Source organism: Mesorhizobium sp. M0808, assembly GCF_040320025.1.
Taxonomy (GTDB): Bacteria; Pseudomonadota; Alphaproteobacteria; order Rhizobiales; family Rhizobiaceae; genus Mesorhizobium.
The window spans coordinates 53,570-80,120 of the sequence record NZ_JAMYOX010000001.1 but is presented as its reverse complement, the minus strand read 5'-3'; the positions used below and the strand labels follow the sequence as shown (position 1 = coordinate 80,120).

The following is a 26,551-nucleotide window of genomic DNA, read 5'->3' as shown; positions in this document are numbered from 1 at the left end:
ATGCTCGCGGCGGCAATTCTAGCAGGCGCCGGCGCAATCGTTCTTGCGGTCACGACGGCGGCGGCCAGCCAGGAGCCGGTATTCGACAAGTCAGTGCTGCCGAAATTGTTTGAAGAAATCGACCGCAGGGGCACACCGAGCTACTATTTCCAACAATGCCCGGCCGATATTTGGCGCAGGGCGTCGGGCGTCGATGACGCGCTCTTTTCCACGCCGGGAATAGATTACCAAGGTTGTGAGAAAGACGTCTTGGCCTGTGCCAAGCGGTGTTTCGACGGACGCAGGGGCGAAGCCTGTTTCGAGACGGCCAGGGTCATCCAGGAGCACTCGCCAGAAGACAAGCAATGGACCGAGGAGATGTTCGCCCAGGCCTGCGCTACTGGCAGTATCGGCGGCTGCACAAATCGCGGCGCGGGAATTCTCTTGGGTCGGCTTGGGCTAAACAAACTGCTTGCCGCCGGTAGTGCCAATGAATCTTGCCCTTATCGCACATTCAAGCTGAGCTGCAATGAGGGCGATGCCTGGGGTTGCACCATGTATGGCAGCGCCCTTCAGCATGGTGAAGGCGTCTCTGTGGACGAAGCCGAGGCGATGGCCGCTTACAAAAAGTCTTGCGAGATCGCTGTGGAATTTGACGCCTGCCGATACGCCAAGGCGCTCATGAAAACGATGCAAAGCCGCTAGGGCTTTTCAGATTTGCGCAAGTGCGATCTTTGCGCTGCCTCGCCTCGACCAAGTTCTTTGCTTTCTCTCTTGATAGGGCGCGATACCGGGCAGACATCCTGAACAAATCCATTCAGCGTGTTCACAAGATTGTTCTGGACCAGAGAATAGTGGATGAACTGTCCGTGCCGCTCCTTGGCGATGAGCCCGGCCGTCTCCAGAATGCTCAAATGCTGCGAGATCGACGGCTTCGACATCTCGAAGCGCGCCGCGATCTCGCCCGCCGTTAGGGAAGAGTGCGCAAGATAGGCGAGCATCTTGCGCCGGGGCGCTGAAGATAGCGCTTCAAACACGCGCTGTATCGCGCCATTTGCGTGAGCAGCCGTTTCGGCATCCGCTGCGTGCTCTGCATCTTCGATCACTGTCTGCCACCTTGTGATGCCGAGGCGTTGGCTGCGCCTCGGTCCGCTTTTCTTATTTTCATTTAGACTATTGCCTAAATACCTAATTCGTAGTAGTAGACGATTAGCTTACTGCCTAAGTAACGGAAGACGCGCCAGAAGGCAAGGCTGTGGTCCGGAAATGTTCATGCAGGAGGAGGGGTACCGATGAAAACCATATCCACGGGCAGAATGATTTCCCAACAGGACAGTGACGCCGAAGACGGCAAAGTCGTGTGGGTGCCGGCAAAGTCGATCTGGGTCGGGGCGATGACGATCGCCGCCATTGTGTTGGGACCGATGACATTTAGCTGGAGTGCCTTCGCCTTATTCGTTGCGACAACGGCGGCGACAATCTGCGCCGGACACTCGGTGGGGATGCACCGTCTGCTCATCCACCGTTCGTTCAAGGTTCATATCTGGGTCGAGCATGCGCTGGTCTACCTTGGCGTGCTCGTCGGCATGGCCGGTCCTTTTGGGATGATCTATGCTCACGATATTCGTGACTGGGCTCAGCGCCAGACCGCATGTCACGATCTCCATGCCCATCGTCGGCCATTTTTCACCGATGCCTTCTGGCAGATGCATTGCGCGGTCGCTTTGCGCAATCCACCCACCTTCGTCATCGAACCCTCGATCAGGAATGACCGGTTCTACAAGTTCGTCGAACGCACCTGGATGCTGCAACAACTGCCCTGGGCGATCCTCTTTTTCGCGCTTGGCGGCTGGGATTGGGTGGTATGGGGAATCGCGGTGCGCGTTTCAGTGTCGCTTACCGGGCATTGGTTGGTTGGGCATTTTGCGCACCGAGATGGGGAGCAAGGATGGCGCGTCGACGACGTTGCCGTGCAAGGATACAATTTGCCGCGTTTCGGGCTGGTAACGTTCGGCGAGAGTTTCCACGGCAACCATCACGCGTTTCCCGAGTCTGCACGGCTTGGTCTGGAACCCGGACAGATCGATCTCGGCTGGCTATTCATTCAGGTTCTGGCGATCCTGGGTCTGGCGCACAGCGTCAAGATTCCGGAGAATACGCCGAGACGCAAAGGGCTGCGACGCGTGCGCCGTCAGCGCGAAACTGCCCCGGATTCAGATCTATGGTCGGTGCAGCCTACCGCAGATAGATGTTCTCAGCGGATATTGGCCTAAGAAATGAAGGAACGCTTAGGGCGCGTGGACCAACGAATTGCATTTGCACTCAGCACCTCATCGATTTAAGTCAGTATTTCAGTATTATTGATCATTGCGATCCTCCATGACCTTCGATGCATTCCTTGCTCTGCTGGTTTATGCCTTCGTGACCTCGATCACGCCGGGTCCGAACAATTTCATGCTTTTGGCCTCGGGCGTGAATTTCGGCTTGGTCAAAACCGTGCCACACATGCTCGGCATCGGCTTCGGCTTCCTCGTGCTGTTGCTTGCCGTAGGCTTCGGGCTTGGCGCCGTGTTGACGGCCTTTCCGGTCCTGCATACCGGGTTGAAGATCGCCGGCGGCCTCTACTTGCTTTATCTCGCCTGGAAGATCGCCATGTCGCGCTCGCTCGGCGGCGAAGGCGAGGCGAAGGGCCAGCCGATGCGCTTCATCGAGGCTGCGGCTTTCCAGTGGGTCAATCCCAAAGCCTGGGTGATGGCGATTACAGCCATGGCCGTCTATACGAACCCGGAACGCCCGCTTGTGTCCGTGGTGCTGATCGCGGCCGCGTTCGCCGTCGTCATGCTGCCGAGCATTTCGACCTGGGCCGGTTTCGGCATGGCGCTGCGCGGTTTTCTGGCGGATACGGCGCGGCTCAAATGGTTCAACATCGCCATGGGTGTGATGCTGGCGGCGACATTGTGGCCGATGCTGCGCTAGCTGCCGTTTTATTGTGCACTGCACATTAAATCTTCGTAATGACGGGTTTTGGCCCTTTTTCGCCTTCGGCATCCTCTATTATCTGGCAAAATCGCGGCAAGAGGCTGCGAGTTGAGCTAGAGTGCGACCAGCGGAAATCGGCGTGTCGCGTTGAGAAGGCCTTTTGTCGATGCGCGGAAAGATCGTATTTGCGGTGATCGCTGCAGCCTGCCTTGCGGCGGCGTGGCTCTATTTTTCGCCCACCGCAATGACCGGTCTTCAGCAGATGCTGTCGGCGAAGCAGACCACGGCGGCGGCGGACAAACCCGCTGCAGCAGCAAATGCCGCTCGTTCGACTTCGGTGGTTGCCGCCACCGCTTCGACGGCCGATTTCCCGGTCCGGCGCTATGCCATCGGCTTTGTGTCCTCTCCTGCCGTGGTCAGCATCAACGCGCGGGTCTCGAGCCAGATCGTCGCAATCGCGGTCAAGGACGGACAGATGGTGAAGGCCGGCGACCTTCTTTTCTCGCTGGACGATCGCTCGTTGAAGGCGCAACTGGCACGCGATCAGGCGACGCTCGCAAAAGACCAGGCGCTACTTGCCAGCGCCACGGCCGATCTTCAGCGCGCCAAAAATCTCGTCGCCAGGCAGGCCGGAACACAGCAGACCTACGATCAGGCCGTCGCGGCACAGAAATCCGCCGCGGCCACCGTCGACGCCGACAAGGCAACGATCGATGCGGACCAAATCCAGCTTGGCTTCGCCACGATCAGGGCGCCGATCTCCGGCAGGCTTGGCGCAGTCAGCGTCGCCGTCGGCGATCTCGTCACCACCAGCAACGGCAGCAGCACGTCGACTCCACTGGTGACGATCACGCAGGTCGACCCGCTGCAGGTGAACTTCAATCTCCCCGAAAGCGATCTTGCCTTGCTGCACAAGGCGCTGGCAGCGCCGCAGCAAGGTGCGGTGACGCTGACCAAGGACGGCGACCCGAAGCCGATCGGCAAGGGAACGCTGGATTTCGTCGATTCCAGCGTAGACACGGCGTCCGGCACGATCGCAACGCGGGCCAGTGTGCCCAACGCCGATCTTTCGCTATGGCCGGGCCAATACGTCAACGTCGTGCTCGATGCCGGCATCATGCCACAAATGACGTCCGTTCCGACGGTCGCCGTCCAGCCCAGCCAGAAGGGCCCGTTCGTCTATGTGATCAAGCCGGACAACACCGTTGAAATGCGGCCCGTGCAGGTCGCGCTGACAGAAGGCACCAACACCGCAATTAGCCAAGGATTGAAAAGCGGCGAGCGTGTCGTCGTCGAGGGTCAGACCAAACTGAAGAACGGCGCGGCGGTGCGCGAAGGCAAGGCTTCGACCGGCACCGGCGATCAGGCGGCTCCGAAGGTTGCCGAGGCTGACCGGACGGGCGGAACACAGCCATGATTTCCGAATTCTGCATCCGCAGGCCCGTCGCCACGCTGCTCATGTCGTTCGCCCTGGTTCTGGGCGGGCTATTTGCTTACAAATTCCTGCCGGTCGCGGCGCTGCCAAGCGCCGAATTTCCGGTTGTCAACGTCTCGGCCTCGCTGCCCGGGGCTTCGCCGGAAACCATGGCGACGTCGGTGGCAACGCCTCTGATCAAGCAGTTTGCCACCATCGCCGGCATCGATTCGATCTCGACGACCAACTCGCTCGGCTCGACCTCGGTCGCCATTCAGTTCGTACTCAACCGCGACATCGATGCAGCCGCCGCCGACGTGCAGGCAGCGATCGCACGTACGCAACGACAATTGCCGCCGGAGATGACCAGCCCGCCGAGCTACCGCAAGGTCAATCCAGCCGACGCGCCGATCCTGCTGATGTCGCTGGTCAGCGACACAATTCCGCTGACTGATCTCGACGCGTTTGCCGAGAATGTGATTTCGCCGTCGCTGTCGACGATCGACGGCGTTGCGCAGGTTTCGATTTACGGCCAGCAAAAATACGCTGTCCGCGTCCAGATCGATCCGACGGCGCTCGCCGCTCGCGGCATCTCGATCGATCAGCTGCAGACGGCCATCGCCTCGGCCAACAGCAACACGCCGCTCGGCGTGCTCAAGAACAACAAACAGCAGCTGACAATCACCGCGAACACGCAGCTGACCGATGCGGCGGGATTCTCCAACATCATCATCGCCACCAAGAACGGCCATCCGGTGCGGCTCGGCGAGGTGACCCGCGTCATCGATTCGGTCGAGACCACGACGACGGCAAGCTGGTATGACGGCACCCGCGCCATCATCATGGCCGTGCAGCGCCAGCCGGATGCCAATACCGTCGACGTCGTCGACCGCGTCAAGGCGATGCTACCTTCCTTCGACGATCAGATGCCGGCAGCGGCGAGCATCCAGTTGCTAAACGACCGCTCGACATCGATCCGCGAGGCGGTCGATGACGTGCAGTTCACGCTCCTGCTCACCATCGCGCTGGTGGTGATGGTGATCTTCCTGTTCCTGCGCCGGGTGACGGCGACGATCATCCCGGCGGTGGCGGTACCGATTTCGCTCATCGCCACGCTGGGCGTGATGTACCTGTTCGGCTTTTCCATCGACAACGTCTCATTGATGGGGCTGACATTGGCGGTCGGCCTTGTCGTCGACGATGCCATCGTCATGCTGGAAAATATTTTCCGCCATATGGAGGAGGACGGGCTCTCGGCCCTCGAGGCGTCGCTCAAGGGCGCGCGCGAGATCGGCTTCACCATCATCTCGATCTCGATCTCGCTGGTCGCCGTGTTCATTCCGGTGCTTTTGATGGGCGGCGTGATCGGGCGCATCTTCAACGAATTCGCGGTGGTGGTGACGGTCGCCATCCTGGCGTCGATGTTCGTCTCGCTGACGCTGACGCCGATGCTGTGCTCGCGGCTGTTGTCATTATCGAAAGCCGAGCAGAAAGCAGCGCACGGCGGGGACCATAGACAAAACGTCTTCATGCGGGGCTATGACAGGCTGCTGACATTCTGTCTGCGCCACAATTTCCTTGTCTTCCTTGTCTTCCTCGTGACCGCCGGGCTGTCGGTGTGGCTGATCCAGATTTCGCCGAAAGGCTTCTTCCCGCAGGAGGATATCGGCCAGGTCTCGGTGACGACCATCGCGCGCCAGGACATTTCGTTTGACGCGATGGTGAAGCTGCAGGGGCAAGTGGCGGATGTCTTCACCCATTCGCCCTACGTCGCGCATGTCGGCTGGTCGGCGGGCAGTGGAAACAATGCGCTCAACCAGGGCCAACTGTTTGTGCAGCTGAAAGACAAGGACCACCGACCGAACATCGACAAAGTGCTTACGGACCTGCGGCGCCAGCTGGCCAATGTGCCCGGCATCGAAACCTACATGCAACCGGTGCAGAACCTGCGGCTCGGCGCGCGTTCTTCGGCGAGTGCCTACCAGCTTGCCGTGCAGGGCCTCGATACCGGCCTGACGAACGTCTGGGCGCAAAGGCTGACGGATGCGATGGCCGCCGATCATGCCGCCTTCACCGACGTCACCAATGACCTGCAGAACAACGCGCTACAGGCGACGCTGGTGATCGACCGCGACAAGGCGGCGAACCTCGGTGTCGATACCGACACGTTGCGCTCCAGCCTCTATGGCGGTTTCGGCACCCAGCAGGTGTCGACCATCTTCGGTTCGGCCGACAGCTACGACGTGATCATGGAGCTCGATCCGAAGATCGAGTGGTCGCCCGAGCGGATGCTGGCCATCAAGGTGAGAACGGCGAGCGGCAGCCTGGTGCCGCTCGGCGCGTTCGCCCGCGTCGATCGGACCGCCGGCGCTTTGACCGTCAACCAGCTCGGCCAGCTTCCGGCAGTGACGATCTCCTACAATCTGCCGCAAGGCGTGGCCCTCGGCGACAGCGTGAGCCACATCAACGCGCTGAAGGACAAGATCGGCATGCCGCCGACGATCTCGACCGCCTTCTCGGGCACGGCCAAGACGTTCCAGGATTCGCTTTCCAACCAGGGGCTGCTGATCGGCGGCGCGATCCTGACCATCTATATCGTGCTCGGCATGCTTTATGAGAGCTTCATCCATCCGCTCACCATCCTGACCGGGCTTCCATCGGCGGTGCTGGGCGCACTGGTGGCACTGCGGCTGGCGGGGATGGATCTGTCGGTGATCGCGGTGATCGGCATCCTGATGCTGATCGGCATCGTCAAGAAGAACGGCATCATGATGATCGACGTGGCGCTCGAGCTTAGGCGCGAGGGGATGTCGCCTGTCGAATCCATCCACAAGGCCTGCCTGATGCGCTTCCGGCCGATCATGATGACCACCCTTGCGGCGCTGATGGGTACCATCCCGATCGCGCTCGGCACCGGTGCCAGTGCGGAACTGCGCCAGCCTCTCGGCGTGGCGGTGGTCGGCGGTCTTGTCGCCTCGCAGGCACTGACGCTGTTCGTCACGCCCGTCATCTACGTCTACATGGAGCATTTTTCCGGCTGGCTGGTCAGGCTGTGGGCGCGGCGCCGGGGCGAGCCGAGGCCGGTCGAAGCGGTCGACCAGCCGTCACTGTTCGACGAGGAGGAAGAACCAGTGCCGCAAAAGGCGGCAGCCGAATAGCGCTGGCCCAAGCCGTGGTGCTTGCGGCCGGGGGTCCGCGATCGTAATTTGACGCCATGCCGCATAATCACCACCATGACAACGAGCTTGATCCTTTTGCGGCGCGCGTGCGCGCACTGGAGACGATTCTCACCCGCAAAGGCCTGATCGATCCGGCGGCGATTGATGCCATAGTGGACACCTACGAGACCAAGATCGGGCCGCGCAACGGCGCAAAGGTGGTGGCGAAAGCCTGGGTTGATCCCGCGTTTGCCGCATGGCTGAAGCGTGATGCGACGGCGGCAATCGAATCGCTCGGCTACACCGGCCGGCAAGGCGAGCACATGCAGGCGGTCTTCAACACGGCCGACACGCACAACCTCGTCGTCTGCACGCTATGTTCCTGCTATCCGTGGTCGGTGCTCGGCCTGCCGCCGGTCTGGTACAAGGCGCCGCCCTACCGTTCGCGCGCAGTGATCGATCCGCGCGGCGTGCTCGAGGAATTCGGGCTAATCTTGCCGGCGACGACAACAATCCGGGTGTGGGATTCGACCGCCGAGCTGCGCTATCTGGTGGTGCCTATGCAGCCAAGGGGCACCGAGGGCTGGGATGAGGCACGGCTCGCCGATCTGGTGACGCGCGATGCCATGATCGGCACGGCGTTGGTGCGGGAACCGGCATGAACGGGCCGCAGGATCTCGGCGGTCAGATGGGTTTCGGGCCGGTCGCGCCCGAACCGGACGAACCCTATTTCCATGCCGATTGGGAAAGGCGGGCGCTGGGCGTGACGTTGTGCGCCGGCGCCATGGGCGCCTGGACCATCGACGAGAGTCGGCACGCGCGGGAATCGCTGCATCCAGCGGATTATTATGCCTCCAGCTACTACCAGATATGGATCAAGGCGCTGGAGGTGCTGCTCAAACGCCATGGTTTCGTCAGCGACCGCGACCTGGCTACGGGCGACGCAGTCGACCCGGCAGCGACACCCAAACGGGTGCTGAAGGCTAAGGACGTTCCGGCGGTGCTGGCCAAGGGCGGGCACTGCGACCGGCCTGTCGCCGTGCCTGCGCGGTTCAAGGCGGGCGACCCCGTGCGAACCAGGAACTTTCATCCGACCGGCCACACCAGACTGCCGCGCTATGCACGCGGCAAGCGAGGCGTCGTCGAGGCTGTGCGCGACGGCTTTGTCTTTCCCGACACCAATGCGCACGGCCAGGGCGAAAACCCGCAATGGGTCTATACGGTGTCCTTCACCGGCGGCGAAATCTGGGGCGAGGGCGCCGATCCGACACTTGTCGTGTCGATCGATGCCTGGGAGAGCTACCTTGAGCCGGCGTGAGACGGGCTCAGTCGCCGCCATGCTGCCCGCCGGTGTCGAGGCGCCTGTGTTTGCCGAGCCGTGGCAAGCAGAGGCCTTTGCCATGACGGTAGCACTGCACGACAACGGGCTGTTTTCGTGGAGCGAATGGGCGGATGCTTTGTCGGCAGAGGTGAAGCGGCCGGGCGCCGCGCGCGACGGTCACGATTACTACGAGCACTGGCTGGCAGCGCTGGAAAAGCTGCTTTTGGCCAAGGGCGTTGCCGGAAAGCGCGACGTCGATGCGCTCGCCGCTGCCTGGGAACGCGCCGCGCACGCAACGCCGCATGGCAAGCCGATCCAGCTGGAGAACGATCCACAGCGGGCCGGGTAAGCTGCGGTCGCCTGGCCTTGTTCTCTTTACGTTCCTGTTCGTCACTGATAGCCTGACCCTGTCGCAGCGGCGTGATTGCCGGCGATGAAAATTGATGGTGACGGCAGTCACCTTGTCTTTCCCTCGCGAATCCGGTCTGTCGCGCTGATGGAATTCTCTCCTCAACAGGACGAGGCGCTGAAGGCGGTGGCCGGCTGGCTGAAAGCCGGCAAGCCGCAGCTGTTCCGGCTGTTCGGCTATGCCGGCACCGGCAAGACGACGCTGGCGCGCTATTTCGCCGAGCATGTCGACGGCCAGGTGCAGTTCGCCGCGTTTACGGGCAAGGCGGCGCAGGTGCTGCGTTCCAAGGGCGCGGTCAATGCCCGCACCATCCATTCGCTGATCTACCGGCCGAAAGGCGAGGAATCGGTAGCGGACGAGGTGACCGGCAAGACCTCGATGTCGCCGACCTTTTCGCTTAATCGGCAAAGCCCGATCTCTCGGGCCAAGCTGGTCGTCATCGACGAATGCTCAATGGTCGACGAGCAGCTTGGCCGCGATCTGATGACCTTCGGCACCCCTATCCTGGTGCTCGGCGATCCCGGCCAGTTGCCGCCGATCTCCGGCGGCGGCTTCTTCACCGACCACGAGCCGGACATTCTGCTCACAGAAATCCACCGCCAGGCGCGCGACAACCCGATCATCAGGCTGGCGCTCGACGTGCGCGAGGGCCGCGAATTCATGCGCGGCGACTATGGCGCGGCGCAGGTGATCGGCAAGGAAGACGTCACCCAGGAATTGGTGCTGAAAGCGGACCAGGTGCTGGTCGGCACCAACCGCACGCGCCGCCGTTATAACCAGCGGCTGCGCGAGCTGAAGGGGTTCAACGCCGATTATCCGCAAGCCGGCGACAAGCTGGTCTGTCTGCGCAACGATCCGGCCAAGGGACTGCTCAACGGCTCGCTGTGGAAGGTGATGACCTCGTCGCGCGAGACGGTCAAGCCCGGCATCAATCTGCTGGTTTCGCCGGAGGAAGATGACCCGGATCGCGGCGTCGCCAAGATCAAGCTGCTCAAAGCCGCATTCGAGGATCCCGACGCCGACATTCCCTGGCAGCAGAAGAAGCGCTTCGACGATTTCGATTACGGTTACGCGCTGACCGTGCACAAGGCGCAAGGGTCGCAATGGAATGAGATCGTGCTTTTCGACGAAAGCTGGGCATTCAAGGAAACTCGCCAGCGTTGGCTCTACACCGCGATCACGCGCGCGGCCGAACGGCTGACGATCGTCCGATAGGGCTGTCAGGTCCGTCGTATCAGCGCTGGGCGATCGGTCTGGCGTCAAGCCATTCCCAGGCGGCGGCTTCGTCCTTGGCCTCGAAATGCCGGAGTTCGATAGGCAAAGAGGCAGGCAAAAAGGCTCTTGCCTCCGGTATCCAGTTCGGCTCACCGACCGCCGCGCAGCTGCCGATATGCTCCACGGCATGAGCTATGCCCTGTTCGATCGTCTCGTCCGATACGTCGGCCCAGTCGACACCCTCATGGTCGATCAGGCGCACCAGCACGTCGATCTTCGGATGCAGCGCATAGGCCGCCTCCAGCAATCCGAACAGGTTTTCGGCGTCAGCCGCTGCGACATGGCCGACGACATCGATGGCGAAAAGATCTTCGCGATCGGTGTCGATGCGGCGAACCGCCGGCACGGCCTCGAGAAAATTCAACAGGGAACTCCTTGCGCTCGATTTTCTTCACACACCTTGGAACACCTGAAACCCTCTGTCTGTTCCCGTTAAAGGCGGTATAGATGCGCGCCAAGATCAGCCTGGAGCCGTGCAAATGCCTGCAAAGCTTTCCGTCAACCTTAATGCCATCGCCATGCTGCGCAACCGACGCGACCTGCCGTGGCCAAGCGTGACCGGGCTTGGACGCATCGCGCTTGCTGCCGGCGCGCATGGGCTGACGGTGCACCCGCGACCCGACGAGCGGCACACCAGGCATTCCGATCTGCCGCAGATCAGGGCGCTGATCGACGACGAGTTCCCGAATGCGGAATTCAACATCGAGGGCTATCCGACCGAGGATTTCCTGGCGCTTGTGGAAAAGCACCAGCCGGAGCAGGTGACGCTGGTGCCCGACGACCCGGCGCAGGCGACTTCCGACCATGGCTGGAACTTCGCCGCCGAGGCCGCGTTCCTGACACCGGTTGTCAAGCGCCTGAAGAAGGGAGGCTTTCGCGTATCGCTGTTTTCCGATCCGGATCCCGCTGGCGTGAAAGCCGCTCGCGACACCGGCGCCGACCGGATCGAACTCTATACGGGTCCATACGGCAGCTATCATTCCGATTCGGCAAAAGCGGCGAAGGAATTGGAGAAATTGGGAAAAACGGCGGATGCCGCACTGGCTGCAGGGCTCCAGGTCAACGCCGGGCACGACCTTGTGGTGAGCAATTTGCCGGCACTGGCCAAGTGTATCCCGGCATTGGCCGAAGTGTCGATCGGACATGGGTTGACAGCCGATGCGTTGGAGTATGGCATGGCCGCAACGGTCAGGCGGTTTCTGAAGGCTTGTGGCTGGTAGAGAAAGGCGAGCCGATAGGCCATGCGTTCTCGGCACGGCAGCGCGTCCTTTCCATCCCCGCAGCATAGAGCGCCGCACGTCTATGGGAGTGTCGTCCATGGCCCTTGCCAACGCTGGTAGCGAGGCGGAACCCATCGAGCAATCCAGCCACTCCACCGTCGAGCAGCACAGCACCAAGGTGCTGATGCTGGGCGCGCTCGGCGTGGTCTACGGCGACATCGGCACCAGCCCGATCTACGCGTTGCGCGAGGCACTGCATGCTTCGTCCGGCACCAATATCGCTGAGCGCGGCGATATCCTCGGCGTGCTGTCGCTGATCATCTGGTCGCTGACGATCATTGTCACCATAAAATACATCATGTTCGTGTTGCGCGCGGACAATCGCGGCGAGGGCGGCATACTCTCGCTGATGGCGCTGGCACGCGGCAGCGCTCCCCAGCGGTGGGGGCTGATCCTCGGTGTAGGCATAATCGGTGCATCGCTGTTTTTCGGTGACGCTGTCATCACGCCGGCAATCTCGGTGCTGTCGGCCGTCGAAGGCTTGAACGTCGTTACACCGGCGTTTCAGCCCTACATCGTGCCGCTGACTTTGCTGATTCTGGCGATCCTGTTCGCGGTGCAGCGTTTCGGCACCGGCGGCGTCGGCTTGGTGTTCGGTCCCGTTACCGCCGTCTGGTTTCTGGCCATCGGTGTGTCCGGGCTTATCCACATCATCGACGACCCGGAAATCCTGCTGGCGGTCAATCCGCTTTATGGCGTGTCCTTCCTGATAAACTCATCCGACGTAGCCTTCGTTACCATCGGTGCTGTCTTTCTGGCCGTTACCGGGACCGAAGCACTCTACGCCGATCTCGGTCACTTTGGCCGAAAACCCATCGTGCTTGCCTGGTTGGCGATCGTATTTCCGTGTTTGCTGGTCAACTATACGGGGCAAGGTGCTTTTATCCTGGCCAATGGCGGCGTTGTCGGTCACCCCTTTTTCGAGATGAACTCGGGCTGGGCGCTTGTTCCAATGGTGGTGCTGGCTACGGCCGCAACGGTGATCGCCAGCCAAGCGGTTATTTCCGGGGCCTTTTCACTGACCCGCCAAGCGGTGCAACTCAACATTTTGCCGCGTTTCGAAATCCAGCATACGTCGGAAAAGCAGTCGGGTCAGATCTACCTGCCGCGCGTCAATCTACTGATGGCCTTGGTTGTCATGCTGCTTGTGGTCGGCTTCGAGGAGTCGAGCGCTCTGGCGTCAGCCTATGGCATCTCGGTGACCGGCAACATGCTGGTGACGGACATTTTGCTGTTCGTGGTCATGAGGCGCATCTGGAAATGGCGACTAGCCGTCGCGGTTCCGCTGATGGCGCTGTTCAGCCTGGTCGATATTGGTTTCTTCGCATCCAACATCGTCAAGGTTTTCGAAGGTGGTTGGTCGTCTCTCGCTGTCGCTGCCGTGATCGTGATGGCAATGTGGACATGGGTGCGGGGGAGCCGTTATCTGTTCGACAAGACCCGCAGGAACGAGGTTCCGCTCGATTTCCTTGCCGCGAACTTGTTGAAGAAAAAACCGCAACTGGTATCCGGCACAGCGGTGTTCCTGACCAGCGACCCGCTGAGCGCGCCGACCGCGCTGATGCACAGCCTCAAGCACTACAAGGTGCTGCACGAGCAGAATGTCATCCTATCGGTGGTGACGGCGCCGCAGCCGGTGGTGCCCGACAGCGAGCGGGTGAAGATGGAAACCATCAACGAGCTGTTCATGCGGGTGACGCTGACCTTTGGCTACATGGAGCAGCCCAACATCCCGCGTGCGCTGGCGATCTGCCGCAAACAGGGCTGGAAGTTCGACATCATGACGACGTCGTTCTTCCTGTCGCGGCGCTCTCTCAAGGCCTCGCCCAATTCCGGCATGCCGGTCTGGCAGGACAAGCTGTTCATCGGACTGGCGCGCACGGCGGCCGATGCGACGGAATATTTCCAGATCCCGACCGGACGGGTGGTCGAGATCGGGACGCAGGTGGCTATTTAAAAACGTGTCCGTTGCGACATTCCAGGTGGTCTGCCGATCGGACTGAGTCTGCCAAGTCGTGGAGGACTCGCAATATCGGGACGGAGCCTTTACGTGACGGCACTTGATATTGCAGCGCAGCAAGCGTAGAGCACCGCCCGCTTACCGGAGTGTCGTCCATGGCCCTTACCAATGCTGGTAACGAGGCAGAACCTGTCGAACAATCGAGCCATTCTGAGGTCGAGCAGCACAGCACCAAGGTGCTGATGCTGGGCGCGCTCGGCGTTGTTTACGGCGATATCGGTACCAGCCCGATCTATGCATTTCGCGAGGCGTTGCATGCATCGGCCGGTGGCAACGTCGCCAACCGTGGCGACATCCTTGGCGTGTTGTCGCTGATCATCTGGTCGCTGACGATCACCGTCACCATCAAATACATCATGTTCGTGCTCCGCGCCGACAATCGAGGCGAGGGCGGGGTGCTGTCGCTGATGGCGCTGGCGCGCAACAGTTTCCCGACGCGCTCGGCGGTGATCCTCGGCATCGGCATCGTCGGCGCGGCGCTTTTTTTCGGCGACGCAGTCATTACGCCGGCGATCTCGGTGCTATCGGCGGTCGAAGGTATGAATGTCGTCACGCCGACATTCCAGCCCTATGTGGTGCCGCTGACACTGGCCATCCTGGCGATCCTGTTTGCGGTACAGCGATTCGGCACCGGCGGCGTAGGTTTGGTGTTCGGGCCAGTCACGGCGCTGTGGTTCCTGGCCATCGGCCTTTCCGGCATTAACCACATCATCGCCGATCCGGAAATCCTGCTGGCGATCAGCCCGCATTACATCGTGTCGTTCCTGGTCAACTCGCCCGATGTCGCCTTCGTCACGGTTGGTGCGGTCTTCCTCGCCGTCACCGGCGCCGAGGCGCTCTATGCCGACCTCGGCCATTTCGGCCGCAAGCCGATCGTACTCGCCTGGCTGGCAATCGTGTTCCCTTGTCTGTTGCTCAACTATGTCGGGCAAGGCGCCTTCGTGCTGGCAAATGGCGGCGTTGTCGGTCATCCATTCTTTGAGATGAACCAGGGCTGGACGCTTATTCCGATGGTCGTGCTGGCGACGGCGGCGACCGTCATCGCCAGCCAGGCGGTGATCTCCGGCGCTTTTTCGCTGACCAGACAGGCGGTGCAGCTCAATATGCTGCCGCGTTTCGTTATCCAGCATACGTCGGAAAAACAGTCGGGCCAGATCTATCTGCCGCGCATCAACCTGATGCTGGCGCTGGTGGTGATGTTGCTGGTGGTCGGCTTCGGCGAATCCAGCCGCCTGGCCTCGGCCTACGGTATTTCGGTGACCGGCAACATGCTGGTGACGAATGTACTGCTTTTTGTTGTGATGACGCGCATCTGGAAATGGCCGCTCGGCGTCGCGATCGCCTTGATGGCCGTGTTCGCCTTCGTCGATACCGGCTTCTTTGCCGCCAACATAGTCAAGGTGTTTGAAGGTGGCTGGGCATCGCTTGCCATCGCCGCAGTTATCGTGATGACTATGTGGACCTGGATCCGCGGCAGCCGCTATTTGTTCGACAAGACGCGCCGGAACGAGATCCCGCTCGATTTCCTTGCCGGCAATCTGCTGAAGAAGAAACCGCATCTGGTGTCGGGCACCGCGGTGTTCCTGACCAGCGATCCGCTGAGCGCGCCGACCGCGCTGATGCACAGCCTGAAGCACTACAAGGTGCTGCACGAGCAGAACGTCATCCTTTCGGTGGTGACGGCACCGCAGCCGGTTGTGCCCGACAGCGAGCGCGTCAAGATGGAAATGGTCAACGAGCTGTTCATGCGGGTGACGCTGACCTTCGGCTACATGGAGCAGCCCAACATCCCGCGTGCGCTGGCGATCTGCCGCAAACAGGGCTGGAAGTTCGACATCATGACGACTTCCTTCTTCCTGTCGCGGCGCTCTCTCAAGGCCTCGCCCAATTCCGGCATGCCGGTCTGGCAGGACAAGCTGTTCATCGGGCTGGCGCGCACGGCGGCCGATGCGACGGAATATTTCCAGATCCCGACCGGACGGGTGGTCGAGATCGGGACGCAGGTGGCTATCTGAACAAATAGCCGTGCCCTTTGAGGGCACGGCCATTGTGAGGCTCAGCTCACCAGAGCCGCCTTGTTTGCTTCAAGAAATTGCTTCAGCGGCTGCGGCTTCCTGCCGGACAGCGTCTCGACCGCGTCGGTCACCATGCCGATCCGGCCGGAGCGGGTGTTGGTGTCGAAGGAAACGATGACAGGCGCAAAAGCTTCGGGAACGCCGGCTGCCTTCAATCCCTCGGTCAGCGCTTCATCCGAAAGCTGGATAACTTCGATCGGCTTGCCGGTGACCTCGGTGACGAGGGCTGCAATCTCGGCCATCGTGTGGGCCTTGGGGCCGGTCAGCGTGTATGTCGTGCTTTCGGTTGCGCTCGAAGCAAGGCTGGCGGCGATCGCCGCGGCCATGTCGTCGCGCGCGCCATGGGCAATGCGGCCGTCTCCGGCGGATGTGTACCACTGCCCCGACGCGATGGCGTGCGGCAGCGCCATGAACAGGTTCTCCTGGTACCAGCCGTTGCGGAAGATGGTGTAGGGAATGCCGCTCGCCTTGATAGCCTGCTCGGTGCCGTGGTGATCGGGCGCAAACAGCACCGGCGATCCTGGTTCCGGATTGGGCATCGATGTGTAGAGCAGGTGCGAAACGCCCGCGCTTTTTGCGGCGGCGACCGCGGTCTCATGTTGCTTCAGGCGCTTGCCGGGAAGGGCGAGTTCGTTCGTCGAAATGATCAGAACCCTGTCGGCGCCGGTGAATGCACTGGCCAGCGATGCGGTGTCGTCGAAGTCGGCCGCCCTGATGGTGACGCCGCGCGCTGCCAGATCGGCCAGATTTTCCGGATTGCGGGTGGCGGCGATGATGCGCTGAGGGGAGACCTTGAGCGTGTCAAGCAGATGATTGATGACGCCGCGGCCAAGCTGGCCGGAGGCGCCGGTGACGAGAAGGGTGTCGGTCATGAGATGTCCTGACGTTGCGCCGGAGCGGCGGTGCATATGTTAGTCTCAAAAAGAGACCAGCACTAAAATAGGAATTGACCCATCCTCGTAAAGAAGGCAGTTTTGCGGGAGGTAGGCACACCCAGGGAACCAGCCATGGACGGCAAGATCGTCAATCTGAGATCGAAGCTCGAGATCTACAAAGCAGGCAGCGGTGGCGGAAACCTTGCGGATTGCCCGGTTCGCGACGTGATCCAGGGCATAAGCAATAAATGGAGTTCACTGCTGATGGAGGCCTTGGCCGAGAAGCCGTACCGCTTCGGCGAATTGCGGCGGCTGGTGCCCGATATTTCACAGCGCATGCTCACCCAGACGCTGCACGATCTGCAGCGCGACGGCTATGTGCATCGCCAGGTGTTTCCAACCAAACCGCCGAGCGTCGAATACAGCCTCACCGATCTCGGGCGCTCGATGTTTGGACCCTTGCATCAGCTGATCCAATGGGCCGAGCTCAATCACGGCGCTGTACGCGAGGCGCGGAAGATTTTCGATGCTGCCGAGGGCTGAGCCTCAAGGCCGAGACGGCGGCTTGATTTAGCGACAGCGCTGAAGGATTGTCCGGCCTGGGTTGGGTCGGGCAAATGGGCAATTCTCTGGACATCGCGATTGCCGGCGCCGGGCCGGCCGGACTTGCCGCCGCGCTCTATCTCACGCGCGCCGGACATAGGGTCACCATCTTCGAGCGCTTCGACCAGCCAAAACCGGTCGGGTCCGGGCTGATCCTGCAGCCGACCGGGCTGACGGTGCTTGCCGATCTCGGGCTGCTCGACGACATTCTGGCGCTGGGCAGCCGCATAGACCGCCTGCATGGTGCAGACGCCAGAACTGGCCGCACCATGCTCGATGTCCGTTATGATGCCCAGCGCGGCGGTCGCTTCGGGCTGGCGGTGCACCGCGCGGCTCTGTTCGGCGTGCTTTTCCGCGCCGCCCGGCGCCAGGCGATCACCATCGAGACAGGTATCGAGCTCGAGACGCTGGAAACCGGCGAGCGGGCAACATTGATCTGCGGCAACGGACGACGGATAGGGTCGTTCGACCTGGTAGTGGATGCCAGCGGTTCGCGCTCCAAACTGCGGCGGTGCGTAACCAATCCGGGCGAACCGCGATCGCTCGCCTATGGCGCGTTCTGGGCATCGCTCGGCTGGCGCGGCGAGGGTTTCGACGAGCACGCCCTGCTGCAGCGCTACGACAAAGCGAGCGTGATGATCGGCGTGCTGCCGATCGGCCGGCCTGAGCCCGGTGCCGGGAAGATGGCGGCATTCTTCTGGAGCCTGAAGCAGGCGGATGCCGAGTGCGTATGGGCGGCAGGTCTCGATGCATGGAAGGCGAGATTGGCCGGGCTGTGGCCTGAATGCGCGGCCTTCATCGACCAGATCGACAGTTTCGAGCAGCTCTCGATGGCGCGCTATGGCCATCACACGATGAAGACGCCAGCCGGACGGCGATTGGCCGTTATCGGCGACGCGGCCCATTCGACAAGCCCGCAGCTCGGCCAGGGCGCGAACATGGCGCTGCTCGATGCAGCCGCGCTCAACTACGCACTCATAGGAACGGCCCGTATCGATACTGCGCTGGAAGCTTACGTTCGGGCGCGGCGATGGCATGTGCGGGTCTTCCAGGCGCTGTCGCTGGTGCTGACGCCGTTTTATCAATCGGATTCGATTGTGATGCCGTTCGTCCGCGACAGGCTGGTGGCGACGCTGGCAAAAGTCCCGCCGGCGCCGCAGTTTCTTGCTTCCATGGTTACAGGAACGGTGCTCAATCCATTCAAGCCGATCGGGCTTGCGGAAGCGCTGTGGCCGGATCGTTTTGGCGGATGATTTCCGAAAGGTGCGAACCCTTAGCCTGCAAGAATGCATGGAGGCGTTGCGCATGATCGGGAGCGACCGCGTCCTTTACGGATGGGCGTTCGTGCAATGCCTTGCGCCAGGCCTGGATATGCGGTTTTCCGTCCAGGATGCCGAAATCGCCGATCCGGTCAAAGACCTCGAAATAACGGAAAATCGGCCCGTAGACCGCGTCGAGCAGTGAAAAGCGCTCGCCGTCGAACCGTGGCCCAGCCGCGCCGTTCGCCAGTTCCAGGCGATCGAACATTGCTGCCAGAGCCCGGCGTTCGGCGATGAAGGCGGCTTCGGTGAGCGCTGAATAGAAGCGGCCGATGGCATTGAGGATTGCCGAGCCGAACTCGATCCAGGCGCGATGCCGGGCACGGGCATAGGGGTCGGTGGGATGCAGCGGATTGGGCTGGGTTTCCTCGAGGAATTCGAGGATGACGAGCGATTCGAAGATCACCGTTTCCTGGCCGTCATGCTCAACGCGGAGCAGCGGCACCTTGCCGAGCGGCGATATCGCCTTGAACCAGGCAGGCTTGTTGGCGAGATCGACCGTGATGCGTTCGAACGGCACGCCCTTTTCGCGAAGTGAAATCGCCGCGCGCTGCACATAGGGACAAAGATGGTGGCTGACGAGGATGAGCTTGTCGGTCATCTCACTCTCCCCAGACATGGTTCAATGCGCCGTCCTCGACGCGGGTGGAGAGGAACATCAGGCGGGAGCCCTTCGGCGCCGGGCCTTCGAGGCGATCACCGTTCGCCATGTCGAACGAGGCGCCGTGCCACTGGCAGACGAGCTTGCCGTCCTTGCAGTCGAGCGGGCCACCGAAATGCAGGCAGACGTCGGCGGCGGCGCGGATACGCTCGCCGCTGCGGTAGACATGGACCTCGCGGCCGAAAAACGGAGCGATGAGGCTGCCTGTTTCCGGAATGTCGGCGATCTTGCAGATTTCATGCTTCATCGGAATTGCCTCTCATGATTGATGCGATTGCATCTATATAGATGCATTTGCATCGATCGTCAAGCTTGATGCAATTGCATCTATCGCCTACGATGCAATCATGACCGGGATTCCTTCACCTCCAGCCATCAAGGCCTGGGCCCGCCTGATGCGGGTTTCGCGCCAGTTGTTGGAACGAGCCGAGGACGCGCTGAAGGACAGTGGCCTGCCGCCGCTTGCCTGGTACGACGTCCTGCATGAGCTTGCCGAGGCGGGCGAGGGCGGATTGCGGCCGTTCCAACTCACCGAGCGCACTCTGTTTGCGCAGTACAACATCTCCCGGCTGCTGGCGCGGCTCGAAGCCGACGGGCAGGTCGAGAAGCTTCCAGTTGCCGATGACGGCCGCGGGCAAACAGTCCGCGTCACAGACAAGGGACGCGAGACGCGCCGCCGCATGTGGGCTGTCTACGGCCGGTCGATCGCGGAGTTGGTCGGCTCCCGGCTTTCCAATGATGAGCTCGACGCGCTGTCAGCTCTGCTTGGGCGCCTGCGAGATCCGCCCGCCCTGGAGTGACACGCCTTCATGACGAAGATGGCACCGATTGGCGAGGTCAGGCACTGCCCAAGAGGAATGCCAACGTCGCCAGAACGCCAAGACCGACGCGGACCAGATGTAGATTGCCCCATTTGGCGATCAATGTCCGAGCTTCAGGATTGACGGAGTTCGCGTCCATCGCCTCCAGCAACCTATTTGCCGGCATCATCACCAGCAGCGTCCATGGCCAAGGCAGGATGATCAGCAAGGCACCGACCAGATAAGCGAGATTGCCGGTCAGCCACCAGGCGACGAGGCCCAGAATACAGGCGATGACGGCGATCGAGGCCTGCATGGCGGCGCCGCGCTTGTAGGAAGGCTGCCATTCCTGCAGCAATGCCTTGTCATCGAGGCGAAGCCGCGCCGGCTGCTCGGCGACGCTGACGTAGATAGCCGCGCCGGCGAACACTGCGGCAACGGTCAAGGCAAGCAATCCGGCGAGCATGATCCGTGTCTCCCGTGATGCCCCGCATGGAGCAAACAGAAATAAAGGGTTGCGTCGGGTCGGGCAATACGCCATAAAGCCGAACCGTAACGTACGGTACGCCATCGAGCTCGTATCTGAACTGCGGGTGAGTTTGCCTCCGGAGGAAAAACTGTGTTGCACGCTGTGACCGACATCGACACCAGCGAGGCGCTGACGGAGCGGCAGAAGGACGTGCTCGACGCCGCCCTTCGCCTGCTGGTCGAAGAGGGCGATCAGTTGACCATGACCGCCGTGGCGCGGCGGGCGAGCTGCTCGAAGGAGACGCTCTACAAATGGTTCGGCGATCGCGACGGGCTGTTGACGGCAACGGTACAATGGCAGGCGTCCAAGGTGCGGGTAGTGCCGGTCGACCGCAAGGGGCTCGACCTCCCTTCGCTGACGGCGAGCCTCGAACGCTTCGCTTCGGACTGGCTCAAGGTAATTTCGAGTGACACCTCGATCGCGCTGAACAGGGTGGCGGTCGGCCATGCTAGTTCGGGGAAGGACGATCTCGGCGTCATCGTGCTGGAGAACGGTCGATTTGCGCTGGCCAAGCGCCTCAAGCCGGTGCTGGAGGCCGGGAGACAGGCCGGGTTCCTTGAATTTTCGGACGCGGAGACGGCGTTCCGCACCTTTTTCGGGCTGGTCGCCCGTGACGTGCAGATCCGCTTGCTGCTTGGCGACCGGCTGGAATTGACTGATGTGGCGATCGGCGGCGACGCCGTCCGGGCGACGCAGCAGTTTCTCGCTCTTTTCGGGGCAAAAACCGGGCCGCAGGGCCCATAGAGCCGGATGATTTCAGGTCAAATCGACCTGAAATCTGAATCCGGCTCTACACTAAAAGATGGAGCATGATGTCGTCCGAAAACCGCTTCACACTTTTCGGCATCATGCTCTGGTTCAAAACGGGAAGGAAGAAAAATGCGTGTCTATTACGATCGCGACGCCGATCTCAACCTGATCAAGGGCAAGAAGGTCGCTATCATCGGCTATGGCAGCCAGGGAAGGGCGCATGCGCTCAACCTCAAGGATTCCGGCGTCAAGGACATCGCCATCGGCCTCAAGGCCGGCTCGGCGACCGCCAAGAAGGTCGAGGCCGACGGGCTCAAGGTGATGAGCGTAGCCGATGCCGCCAAATGGGCCGACCTGATGATGATGGCGACGCCGGATGAGCTGCAGGCCGACATCTACAAATCCGAGATCGCGCCAAACATCCGCGATGGCGCGGCAATCGCCTTCGCCCACGGCCTCAACGTGCATTTTGGCCTGATCGAGCCCAAAGCTTCGGTCGACGTCGTGATGATCGCGCCGAAGGGGCCTGGCCATACGGTGCGCGGCGAATACCAGAAGGGCGGTGGCGTGCCGTGCCTGGTCGCGGTCAACCAGGACGCTTCGGGCAATGCGCTCGACCTGGCGCTCTCCTACGCCTGCGGCGTTGGCGGCGGCCGCTCGGGCATTATCGAGACCAATTTCCGCGAGGAGTGCGAGACCGACCTGTTCGGCGAGCAGGTGGTGCTGTGCGGCGGCCTGGTCGAATTGATCCGCGCCGGCTTCGAGACACTGGTGGAAGCCGGCTACGCGCCGGAAATGGCCTATTTCGAGTGCCTGCACGAGGTCAAATTGATCGTCGACCTGATCTACGAAGGCGGCATCGCCAACATGAACTACTCGATCTCGAACACCGCCGAATGGGGCGAATATGTCTCGGGCCCGCGCATCATCACTGCCGAGACCAAGGCCGAGATGAAGCGCGTGCTGAAGGATATCCAGACCGGCAAGTTCACCTCGGAATGGATGCAGGAATACCGCGCCGGCATGTCGCGCTTCAAGGGCATCCGCCGCAACAACGACAGCCACCAGATCGAGGAAGTCGGCGCCAAGCTGCGCGCGATGATGCCGTGGATCTCGAAGAACAAGCTGGTTGATAAGGCCAAGAACTGAAGGAAATCCACGTTCGTTTCGTTACCCGTCCTCGGGCTTCGCCCTGCGGGCGCGTGGGAATTTCCATGAACAAGCTGGTCGACAAGGCCAAGAACTGATCGCAATTTCATTGCCAATCAAGAAAGGCCGGCGGAGCGATCCGCCGGCCTTTTCGCATCAAGATTGTGTGGTTTCCAGGCTTCTGCACAGGCGCACTATCCTCATCACCGTGATATGCCTGTGCGGGGCATGGCACAAAAGTGCCAAGGGGGTGAGAGTTGGAACTCAAATTTCTGTTGGTCGGGTTTGCCTGCGCGGTTGCCGGCATGCTCTCCCTCGTCACCTTGCTGAAGTGGTGGGAGGTGAGGGCGGTCAGCCGCTGGTCTCCTACGCCGGGAAAGATCATCTCGTCGCGGGTCGAGGCTCGCGAGGTGACCAGTTCGGGATCCGGTTCGGACAGCGGAGGGTCGACCGAAATCCGCAACTTCCCGGCAATCACCTTCGAATACAAGGTGAACGGCAAGACATTTCGCAGTTCGCACTACAGCGTGCAGGAGAACCTTGGAAACTTTGCCGTGGCGGAAACCCTTGCGAAATTTCCAAACGGGGCCGGCGTAACCGTCTTCTACAATCCGGCCGATCCAGCCAAGGCCGTGATCGAACGCACCATGCCTGACGGCTCCTTCAAGTTCATGGTCCAGCTTTCGGCCGGGCTGGTGGTCGGCGCGCTTGTATTGGTCTTCTCCGTCGGCGGCGTCCTCGAAGCGGTCCGGCCGTTTTTGCCCAAGCCGCAGAACCTCGGCGCCGCGGCCCTGCTGCTTTTCATGGGATTATTTGTCCTGCGCATGGGCTTTGCCCAGAAGTCACTTGCGGAACAGGCGGCCAAATGGCCCATCACGGCAGGACGCATCGACGCCTCGGGCCTGCAGAAATTCGAGACCCGCGACAGGTCCGGAGGCGGCTATCGGCCCTGGCGAACAGTCTTCAAATCCCGCATCGTCTACAGCTATAGCGTCGCCGGCCAGCGCTACGCCGCCGATCGCATCGCTTTCGGCGCAAACGTGACGGCTTCGCTGCCGAGGCTCGTCAGCGGTCAATCACAGCGCTATCTTCAGGGCGACAAGGTTGAGGTCCACTACGATCCCGACAACCCAGTTGCAGCGGTTCTCGAATGCAGGGTGAGCGGGCTTTGGCTCCTGTGGGTCTGCGCCGTTGGCTTGATAGGTGGAGCCGCGCTGCTTGTCGGGGTGATCTAATGCTGAAGCTGCCGCCCTAGACGCTGTAGATTCAGAGGAAGGGCACTTGTCTTCAGCATCTGACAAGAACTCCGCTGTCGAAGCCAGGCCATGTCAATCTCACCGTCGCCCCGTCGACCACAATATGGATGACACGGGAGAACGGCTCTTCGGCCGACGGGTCGGATCCGTAACATTGGCTGGCCCGCGCCACCCAGCCCGTAGGCGTCTTGAGAAACGTTGCGTGTTCGCAGCCGAGAGCAGGGACCGACAGCGCGTCGCGGTACAATGTGTAGACAGTCTGGCGTTGAACATCCGCAACGGCGGTACAGTTCGATCTGTCCCCGGACCATGTGCCCACATAGGGTTCCGTGGCAAAGGCGCTGCCGCACGAAAATGTTAAGATCGAAATGAGCATCAAGAGATTTCGCATCATCGATTCTTCTTTTCGACGTGGCCTTGGGCCATGCTAAAGCATCGATGCTCAGACTTCACAATGATGCTGCTCCAAGGGACTTAAATGATCATCCACAAAGCAGCAGCTATTTTTCTGAGCATGCTGAGCCTGTTGCAAGCAGCGAACGCAACAGAATGTTCGCTCAGCCATGCGACTTATCGCGAGCCGCGTTCGGGAGCGACGATACAGTTCCGGCCAACCAACAACGAGCCGGCCGCGCTGACGACCGAGGTCTTTTCGTTGATCGTGCCCAACACCGACATTCGTCTGCCGTCGGACATTACCTGGACCAATGGCAAGTACTCGTTTCCTGTGGGCACGATCCGGCACACCTGCACCGACGACGATCGTGAGGCTGGTCTCGTGGACGGCACCGGGCTGTGCAGAGTGTGGGATGGGCAGGTCTATGCGTTCAATGCAGGCGGTGCCGAGCAGTTGAGTTCCCGCGAAGCCTCGCCGGCGCCGGCAGGGTTGCTGTTGCCTGACTTCGGCGCGATTTTTACCGAATGGCCCGATTTCGCCAAAGCCAATCCCGATGGTTCAGCCTGGGACGCCTTTAGCTTGACGGGTTGTAGCGATGAATAGCAAGAGACTGTCGGCCTGCATCTTCGCCCTGCCGGTCCTTATGGCCATGGCAACCGGCGCTCGTGCCGACCAAAGCAAGCCGTCGCGTCCGCCTGTCGACAAATGCGCTTGGGAACGGCTGGCGGACAAGGATGTCGGGCTGGCTGCCTGGGTGCAGCGCTGCGATTTCGGTTTTCGCCGGATTCATTTCGAGCTTGGCGGCAATGCTCTTGCCATCAAATACAGCGACGGCGGGCCGGCCGATCCCGTCGTCGAAGTCTTCGATATGCTGCCGGGCGAGGCCGCTGACGCTGCGTTGCAGCGCATTTTTACGCAGAAGACCGAGAAAGCCATCAGCACACGTTGCGTGCTCATGCCTTACACCGAAGGGGTCGCGCCCACGCGCACCCTGCGGTATGTCTTCAGTCCCGATGCCGTTTATCTCAGTGAATTGAAAGCCGTTGCCGACCCTGACGAGGTCGGCGAACCGCCTTGCGGCGAATGGGGCGAAGCCCCGGACGGCATTCAGTATTTCGAGGTGCAATCACCCGAACTGCGAAAGCTTCTATTCGTTCGCGTCGGCCAGGATGAGCCGCTGTTTGACGAGCAGACACTGCGAGTCCTGCCACCCGGATAGCGCCGGGATCTCAGCCGTAGTGCCAGCTGGGCTTTGGTTCGGTGCCGGTGAACATCACCCCAATTCGGTCCTCGCGGCGCCAGCGGACCACCGCCTTGTAGGCAATGCCGTCGGTCGGAACATAGAGCAGGAACTCATCGGGGACGCGCGCGTCGATCGAGACCTTCAATTCGGCACCGCCGGCATGCATGTTGCGCAGTGTGCATGTGACCTCGGAGTTGGTCATGCCGGTCAGGATCGCCGCGCCCTTCAAGACGCGCTGCCGGTGTTTGTCCCTCTGTTCGTCCTCGGCCATCGCACGCAATCCAGCCATCTTCGCGTCTCGGGCGTTCTGATCGGGAGGATTATTAGACCTGCCTGATAAAAATAGCGTTATCACCAGTGGAGGCTGGCGATTTTTCGCGGTTGCTGGCCGTAAGAAAAAATCGGCGCCGCAACGCGCGGCGCCAGACGATATTATTACCGGCCTGCTCAGCTATAGGGCGAGTAGCATTGCTGGCGCGGCCCGTTATAGGGCTGGAACGTGTTGTCCCAGGCGCGGTACGACCGGTAGCGATTGTAGCACCATTGGACATGCGCGCTGGAAAGCCGCTGTGTCCGGTAGTAGCGCCGCGGTGCGGGCGCATCGTAGTAGTTGTAATTGTTGTACAGGCTGCCGAGGCCAAACCCCAGGCCCAGCCCAAGAATCGCGGCGCCGGCACCATCATCGTAGTAACCGCCGCGGTAATGGCGGCGGTGATGGCGCCAACGCCAGCTGTCGTCCCAGCCGCCATTGTCCCAGTGTCTCGAGAAATGACGGCCGCGGAAATTGTTGGACCGCCATCTCCAATCATTGCCGCCGTGCCATTGCCGAACGCCGTGATTGCGCCAACGCCAGATCTGCCTGTCATTGCCGCCTGCCCAATCTTCACGAATTTGCACGATGTCGGCGGCATTGCCCGCCACCGGCAGCAGGGGTTTGGGCATCGGCCCGGCAAGCGAGGGGGCCGAGAGGCCGGCGATCAGACCGAGGGCCATCAGCCCGGATCTGACAGAAGATAAAAAGAGCGGTTTCATCGCACTCTCCGAAGATTCAGGCCCCAC

Annotated in this window: 28 protein-coding genes; 20 read left to right on the top strand and 8 right to left on the bottom strand. The window is 61.3% G+C overall.

The window, feature by feature from the left end; genetic code table 11:
- Complete coding sequence (locus NKI25_RS00405; RefSeq protein WP_352589592.1) at nucleotides 1–684, top strand: SEL1-like repeat protein; 684 nt, start codon at nucleotides 1–3, stop codon at nucleotides 682–684.
- Here the strand turns inward: NKI25_RS00405 and NKI25_RS00400 are convergent.
- Nucleotides 681–1,085 (bottom strand): metalloregulator ArsR/SmtB family transcription factor, encoded by a 405-nt coding sequence (locus tag NKI25_RS00400; protein WP_352589595.1) that lies wholly within the window; start codon nucleotides 1,083–1,085, stop codon nucleotides 681–683. The two genes, NKI25_RS00405 and NKI25_RS00400, sit on opposite strands and share 4 nt — an antisense overlap.
- Before the next feature lie 186 nt (nucleotides 1,086–1,271).
- On the opposite strand from NKI25_RS00400, the gene NKI25_RS00395 reads away from it, so the two are divergent.
- The 8 genes from NKI25_RS00395 to NKI25_RS00360 all read left to right on the top strand — a co-directional run bounded on the left by NKI25_RS00395 (nucleotide 1,272) and on the right by NKI25_RS00360 (nucleotide 10,475).
- Nucleotides 1,272–2,252: an acyl-CoA desaturase gene (locus NKI25_RS00395; RefSeq protein WP_352589598.1), complete on the top strand. Its 981-nt coding sequence runs from the start codon at nucleotides 1,272–1,274 to the stop codon at nucleotides 2,250–2,252.
- A 106-nt stretch (nucleotides 2,253–2,358) separates the two neighbouring features.
- On the top strand, nucleotides 2,359–2,955 hold the full coding sequence (locus NKI25_RS00390) for a LysE family translocator (RefSeq protein ID WP_352644859.1): 597 nt from the start codon (nucleotides 2,359–2,361) through the stop codon (nucleotides 2,953–2,955).
- Nucleotides 2,956–3,124: 169 nt separating this feature from the next.
- Complete coding sequence (locus NKI25_RS00385; protein WP_023676678.1) at nucleotides 3,125–4,375, top strand: efflux RND transporter periplasmic adaptor subunit; 1,251 nt, start codon at nucleotides 3,125–3,127, stop codon at nucleotides 4,373–4,375.
- Nucleotides 4,372–7,530, top strand: a complete 3,159-nt coding sequence (locus tag NKI25_RS00380) for an efflux RND transporter permease subunit (RefSeq protein WP_352997743.1) — start codon at nucleotides 4,372–4,374, stop codon at nucleotides 7,528–7,530. The genes NKI25_RS00385 and NKI25_RS00380 overlap by 4 nt, the downstream gene beginning before the upstream one ends.
- Nucleotides 7,531–7,586: 56 nt before the next feature.
- On the top strand, nucleotides 7,587–8,192 hold the full coding sequence (nthA, locus tag NKI25_RS00375) for a nitrile hydratase subunit alpha (protein WP_023676676.1): 606 nt from the start codon (nucleotides 7,587–7,589) through the stop codon (nucleotides 8,190–8,192).
- Nucleotides 8,189–8,848, top strand: coding sequence for a nitrile hydratase subunit beta (nthB, locus tag NKI25_RS00370; protein WP_023676675.1), 660 nt, complete (start codon nucleotides 8,189–8,191; stop codon nucleotides 8,846–8,848). The genes nthA and nthB overlap by 4 nt, the downstream gene beginning before the upstream one ends.
- Before the next feature lie 19 nt (nucleotides 8,849–8,867).
- The gene (locus NKI25_RS00365) at nucleotides 8,868–9,200 is read left to right on the top strand and encodes a nitrile hydratase accessory protein (RefSeq protein WP_156937343.1); all 333 of its coding nucleotides are present in this window, start codon (nucleotides 8,868–8,870) and stop codon (nucleotides 9,198–9,200) included.
- 147 nt (nucleotides 9,201–9,347) lie between these two features.
- Nucleotides 9,348–10,475 (top strand): ATP-dependent DNA helicase, encoded by a 1,128-nt coding sequence (locus NKI25_RS00360; RefSeq protein ID WP_023676673.1) that lies wholly within the window; start codon nucleotides 9,348–9,350, stop codon nucleotides 10,473–10,475.
- A 19-nt stretch (nucleotides 10,476–10,494) separates the two neighbouring features.
- Here the strand turns inward: NKI25_RS00360 and NKI25_RS00355 are convergent, their stop codons facing one another.
- On the bottom strand, nucleotides 10,495–10,899 hold the full coding sequence (locus tag NKI25_RS00355) for a SpoIIAA family protein (RefSeq protein ID WP_352997741.1): 405 nt from the start codon (nucleotides 10,897–10,899) through the stop codon (nucleotides 10,495–10,497).
- Nucleotides 10,900–11,014: 115 nt separating this feature from the next.
- Between NKI25_RS00355 and NKI25_RS00350 the strand changes: the two genes are divergently transcribed.
- The 3 genes from NKI25_RS00350 (at nucleotide 11,015) to NKI25_RS00340 (ending at nucleotide 15,850) form a co-directional block, all read left to right on the top strand.
- Nucleotides 11,015–11,755, top strand: a complete 741-nt coding sequence (locus tag NKI25_RS00350; RefSeq protein ID WP_023676671.1) for a pyridoxine 5'-phosphate synthase — start codon at nucleotides 11,015–11,017, stop codon at nucleotides 11,753–11,755.
- Nucleotides 11,756–11,852: 97 nt separating this feature from the next.
- A complete protein-coding gene (locus NKI25_RS00345; RefSeq protein WP_352997739.1) occupies nucleotides 11,853–13,772 on the top strand; it encodes a potassium transporter Kup in 1,920 nt (639 codons plus the stop codon).
- 158 nt (nucleotides 13,773–13,930) lie between these two features.
- Nucleotides 13,931–15,850 (top strand): potassium transporter Kup, encoded by a 1,920-nt coding sequence (locus tag NKI25_RS00340; protein WP_352450049.1) that lies wholly within the window; start codon nucleotides 13,931–13,933, stop codon nucleotides 15,848–15,850.
- A gap of 41 nt (nucleotides 15,851–15,891) precedes the next feature.
- Here the strand turns inward: NKI25_RS00340 and NKI25_RS00335 are convergent, their stop codons facing one another.
- Nucleotides 15,892–16,782 (bottom strand): SDR family oxidoreductase, encoded by an 891-nt coding sequence (locus NKI25_RS00335; protein WP_352997737.1) that lies wholly within the window; start codon nucleotides 16,780–16,782, stop codon nucleotides 15,892–15,894.
- A 135-nt stretch (nucleotides 16,783–16,917) separates the two neighbouring features.
- On the opposite strand from NKI25_RS00335, the gene NKI25_RS00330 reads away from it, so the two are divergent.
- Nucleotides 16,918–17,328 carry a winged helix-turn-helix transcriptional regulator gene (locus NKI25_RS00330; protein WP_352450047.1) on the top strand — a complete coding sequence of 137 codons (411 nt, stop codon included), beginning with the start codon at nucleotides 16,918–16,920 and terminating at the stop codon, nucleotides 17,326–17,328.
- Between the two features lie 74 nt (nucleotides 17,329–17,402).
- Complete coding sequence (locus tag NKI25_RS00325) at nucleotides 17,403–18,641, top strand: FAD-dependent oxidoreductase (RefSeq protein WP_352997735.1); 1,239 nt, start codon at nucleotides 17,403–17,405, stop codon at nucleotides 18,639–18,641.
- On the opposite strand, the gene NKI25_RS00320 is transcribed toward NKI25_RS00325, so the two are convergent.
- Both NKI25_RS00320 and NKI25_RS00315 read right to left on the bottom strand, forming a co-directional pair.
- Nucleotides 18,589–19,308, bottom strand: a complete 720-nt coding sequence (locus NKI25_RS00320) for a glutathione S-transferase family protein (protein ID WP_352829818.1) — start codon at nucleotides 19,306–19,308, stop codon at nucleotides 18,589–18,591. The two genes, NKI25_RS00325 and NKI25_RS00320, sit on opposite strands and share 53 nt — an antisense overlap.
- A 1-nt stretch (nucleotide 19,309) precedes the next feature.
- Nucleotides 19,310–19,615 carry a Rieske (2Fe-2S) protein gene (locus tag NKI25_RS00315; RefSeq protein ID WP_352997733.1) on the bottom strand — a complete coding sequence of 102 codons (306 nt, stop codon included), beginning with the start codon at nucleotides 19,613–19,615 and terminating at the stop codon, nucleotides 19,310–19,312.
- Between the two features lie 100 nt (nucleotides 19,616–19,715).
- Between NKI25_RS00315 and NKI25_RS00310 the strand changes: the two genes are divergently transcribed.
- Entirely contained in the window at nucleotides 19,716–20,168 is a 453-nt protein-coding gene (locus NKI25_RS00310; protein ID WP_023676665.1) for a MarR family winged helix-turn-helix transcriptional regulator, read from the top strand.
- Nucleotides 20,169–20,205: 37 nt separating this feature from the next.
- On the opposite strand, the gene NKI25_RS00305 is transcribed toward NKI25_RS00310, so the two are convergent.
- Entirely contained in the window at nucleotides 20,206–20,634 is a 429-nt protein-coding gene (locus NKI25_RS00305; RefSeq protein ID WP_023676664.1) for an anthrone oxygenase family protein, read from the bottom strand.
- A gap of 153 nt (nucleotides 20,635–20,787) precedes the next feature.
- On the opposite strand from NKI25_RS00305, the gene NKI25_RS00300 reads away from it, so the two are divergent.
- The 5 genes from NKI25_RS00300 (at nucleotide 20,788) to NKI25_RS00280 (ending at nucleotide 25,468) form a co-directional block, all read left to right on the top strand.
- A complete protein-coding gene (locus NKI25_RS00300) occupies nucleotides 20,788–21,441 on the top strand; it encodes a TetR/AcrR family transcriptional regulator (protein ID WP_023676663.1) in 654 nt (217 codons plus the stop codon).
- A 135-nt stretch (nucleotides 21,442–21,576) separates the two neighbouring features.
- Nucleotides 21,577–22,596, top strand: a complete 1,020-nt coding sequence (gene ilvC / locus NKI25_RS00295; RefSeq protein WP_023676662.1) for a ketol-acid reductoisomerase — start codon at nucleotides 21,577–21,579, stop codon at nucleotides 22,594–22,596.
- Between the two features lie 257 nt (nucleotides 22,597–22,853).
- Nucleotides 22,854–23,831 carry a DUF3592 domain-containing protein gene (locus tag NKI25_RS00290; RefSeq protein WP_352997731.1) on the top strand — a complete coding sequence of 326 codons (978 nt, stop codon included), beginning with the start codon at nucleotides 22,854–22,856 and terminating at the stop codon, nucleotides 23,829–23,831.
- Nucleotides 23,832–24,330: 499 nt separating this feature from the next.
- Nucleotides 24,331–24,852 (top strand): hypothetical protein, encoded by a 522-nt coding sequence (locus NKI25_RS00285; RefSeq protein WP_352589623.1) that lies wholly within the window; start codon nucleotides 24,331–24,333, stop codon nucleotides 24,850–24,852.
- Nucleotides 24,845–25,468 (top strand): hypothetical protein, encoded by a 624-nt coding sequence (locus tag NKI25_RS00280; protein ID WP_352997729.1) that lies wholly within the window; start codon nucleotides 24,845–24,847, stop codon nucleotides 25,466–25,468. The genes NKI25_RS00285 and NKI25_RS00280 overlap by 8 nt, the downstream gene beginning before the upstream one ends.
- Nucleotides 25,469–25,478: 10 nt before the next feature.
- On the opposite strand, the gene NKI25_RS00275 is transcribed toward NKI25_RS00280, so the two are convergent.
- Both NKI25_RS00275 and NKI25_RS00270 read right to left on the bottom strand, forming a co-directional pair.
- The gene (locus NKI25_RS00275; protein WP_352570507.1) at nucleotides 25,479–25,763 is read right to left on the bottom strand and encodes a PilZ domain-containing protein; all 285 of its coding nucleotides are present in this window, start codon (nucleotides 25,761–25,763) and stop codon (nucleotides 25,479–25,481) included.
- A 176-nt stretch (nucleotides 25,764–25,939) separates the two neighbouring features.
- Complete coding sequence (locus NKI25_RS00270) at nucleotides 25,940–26,524, bottom strand: BA14K family protein (protein ID WP_352589629.1); 585 nt, start codon at nucleotides 26,522–26,524, stop codon at nucleotides 25,940–25,942.
- Between the last annotated feature and the right edge of the window lie 27 nt (nucleotides 26,525–26,551).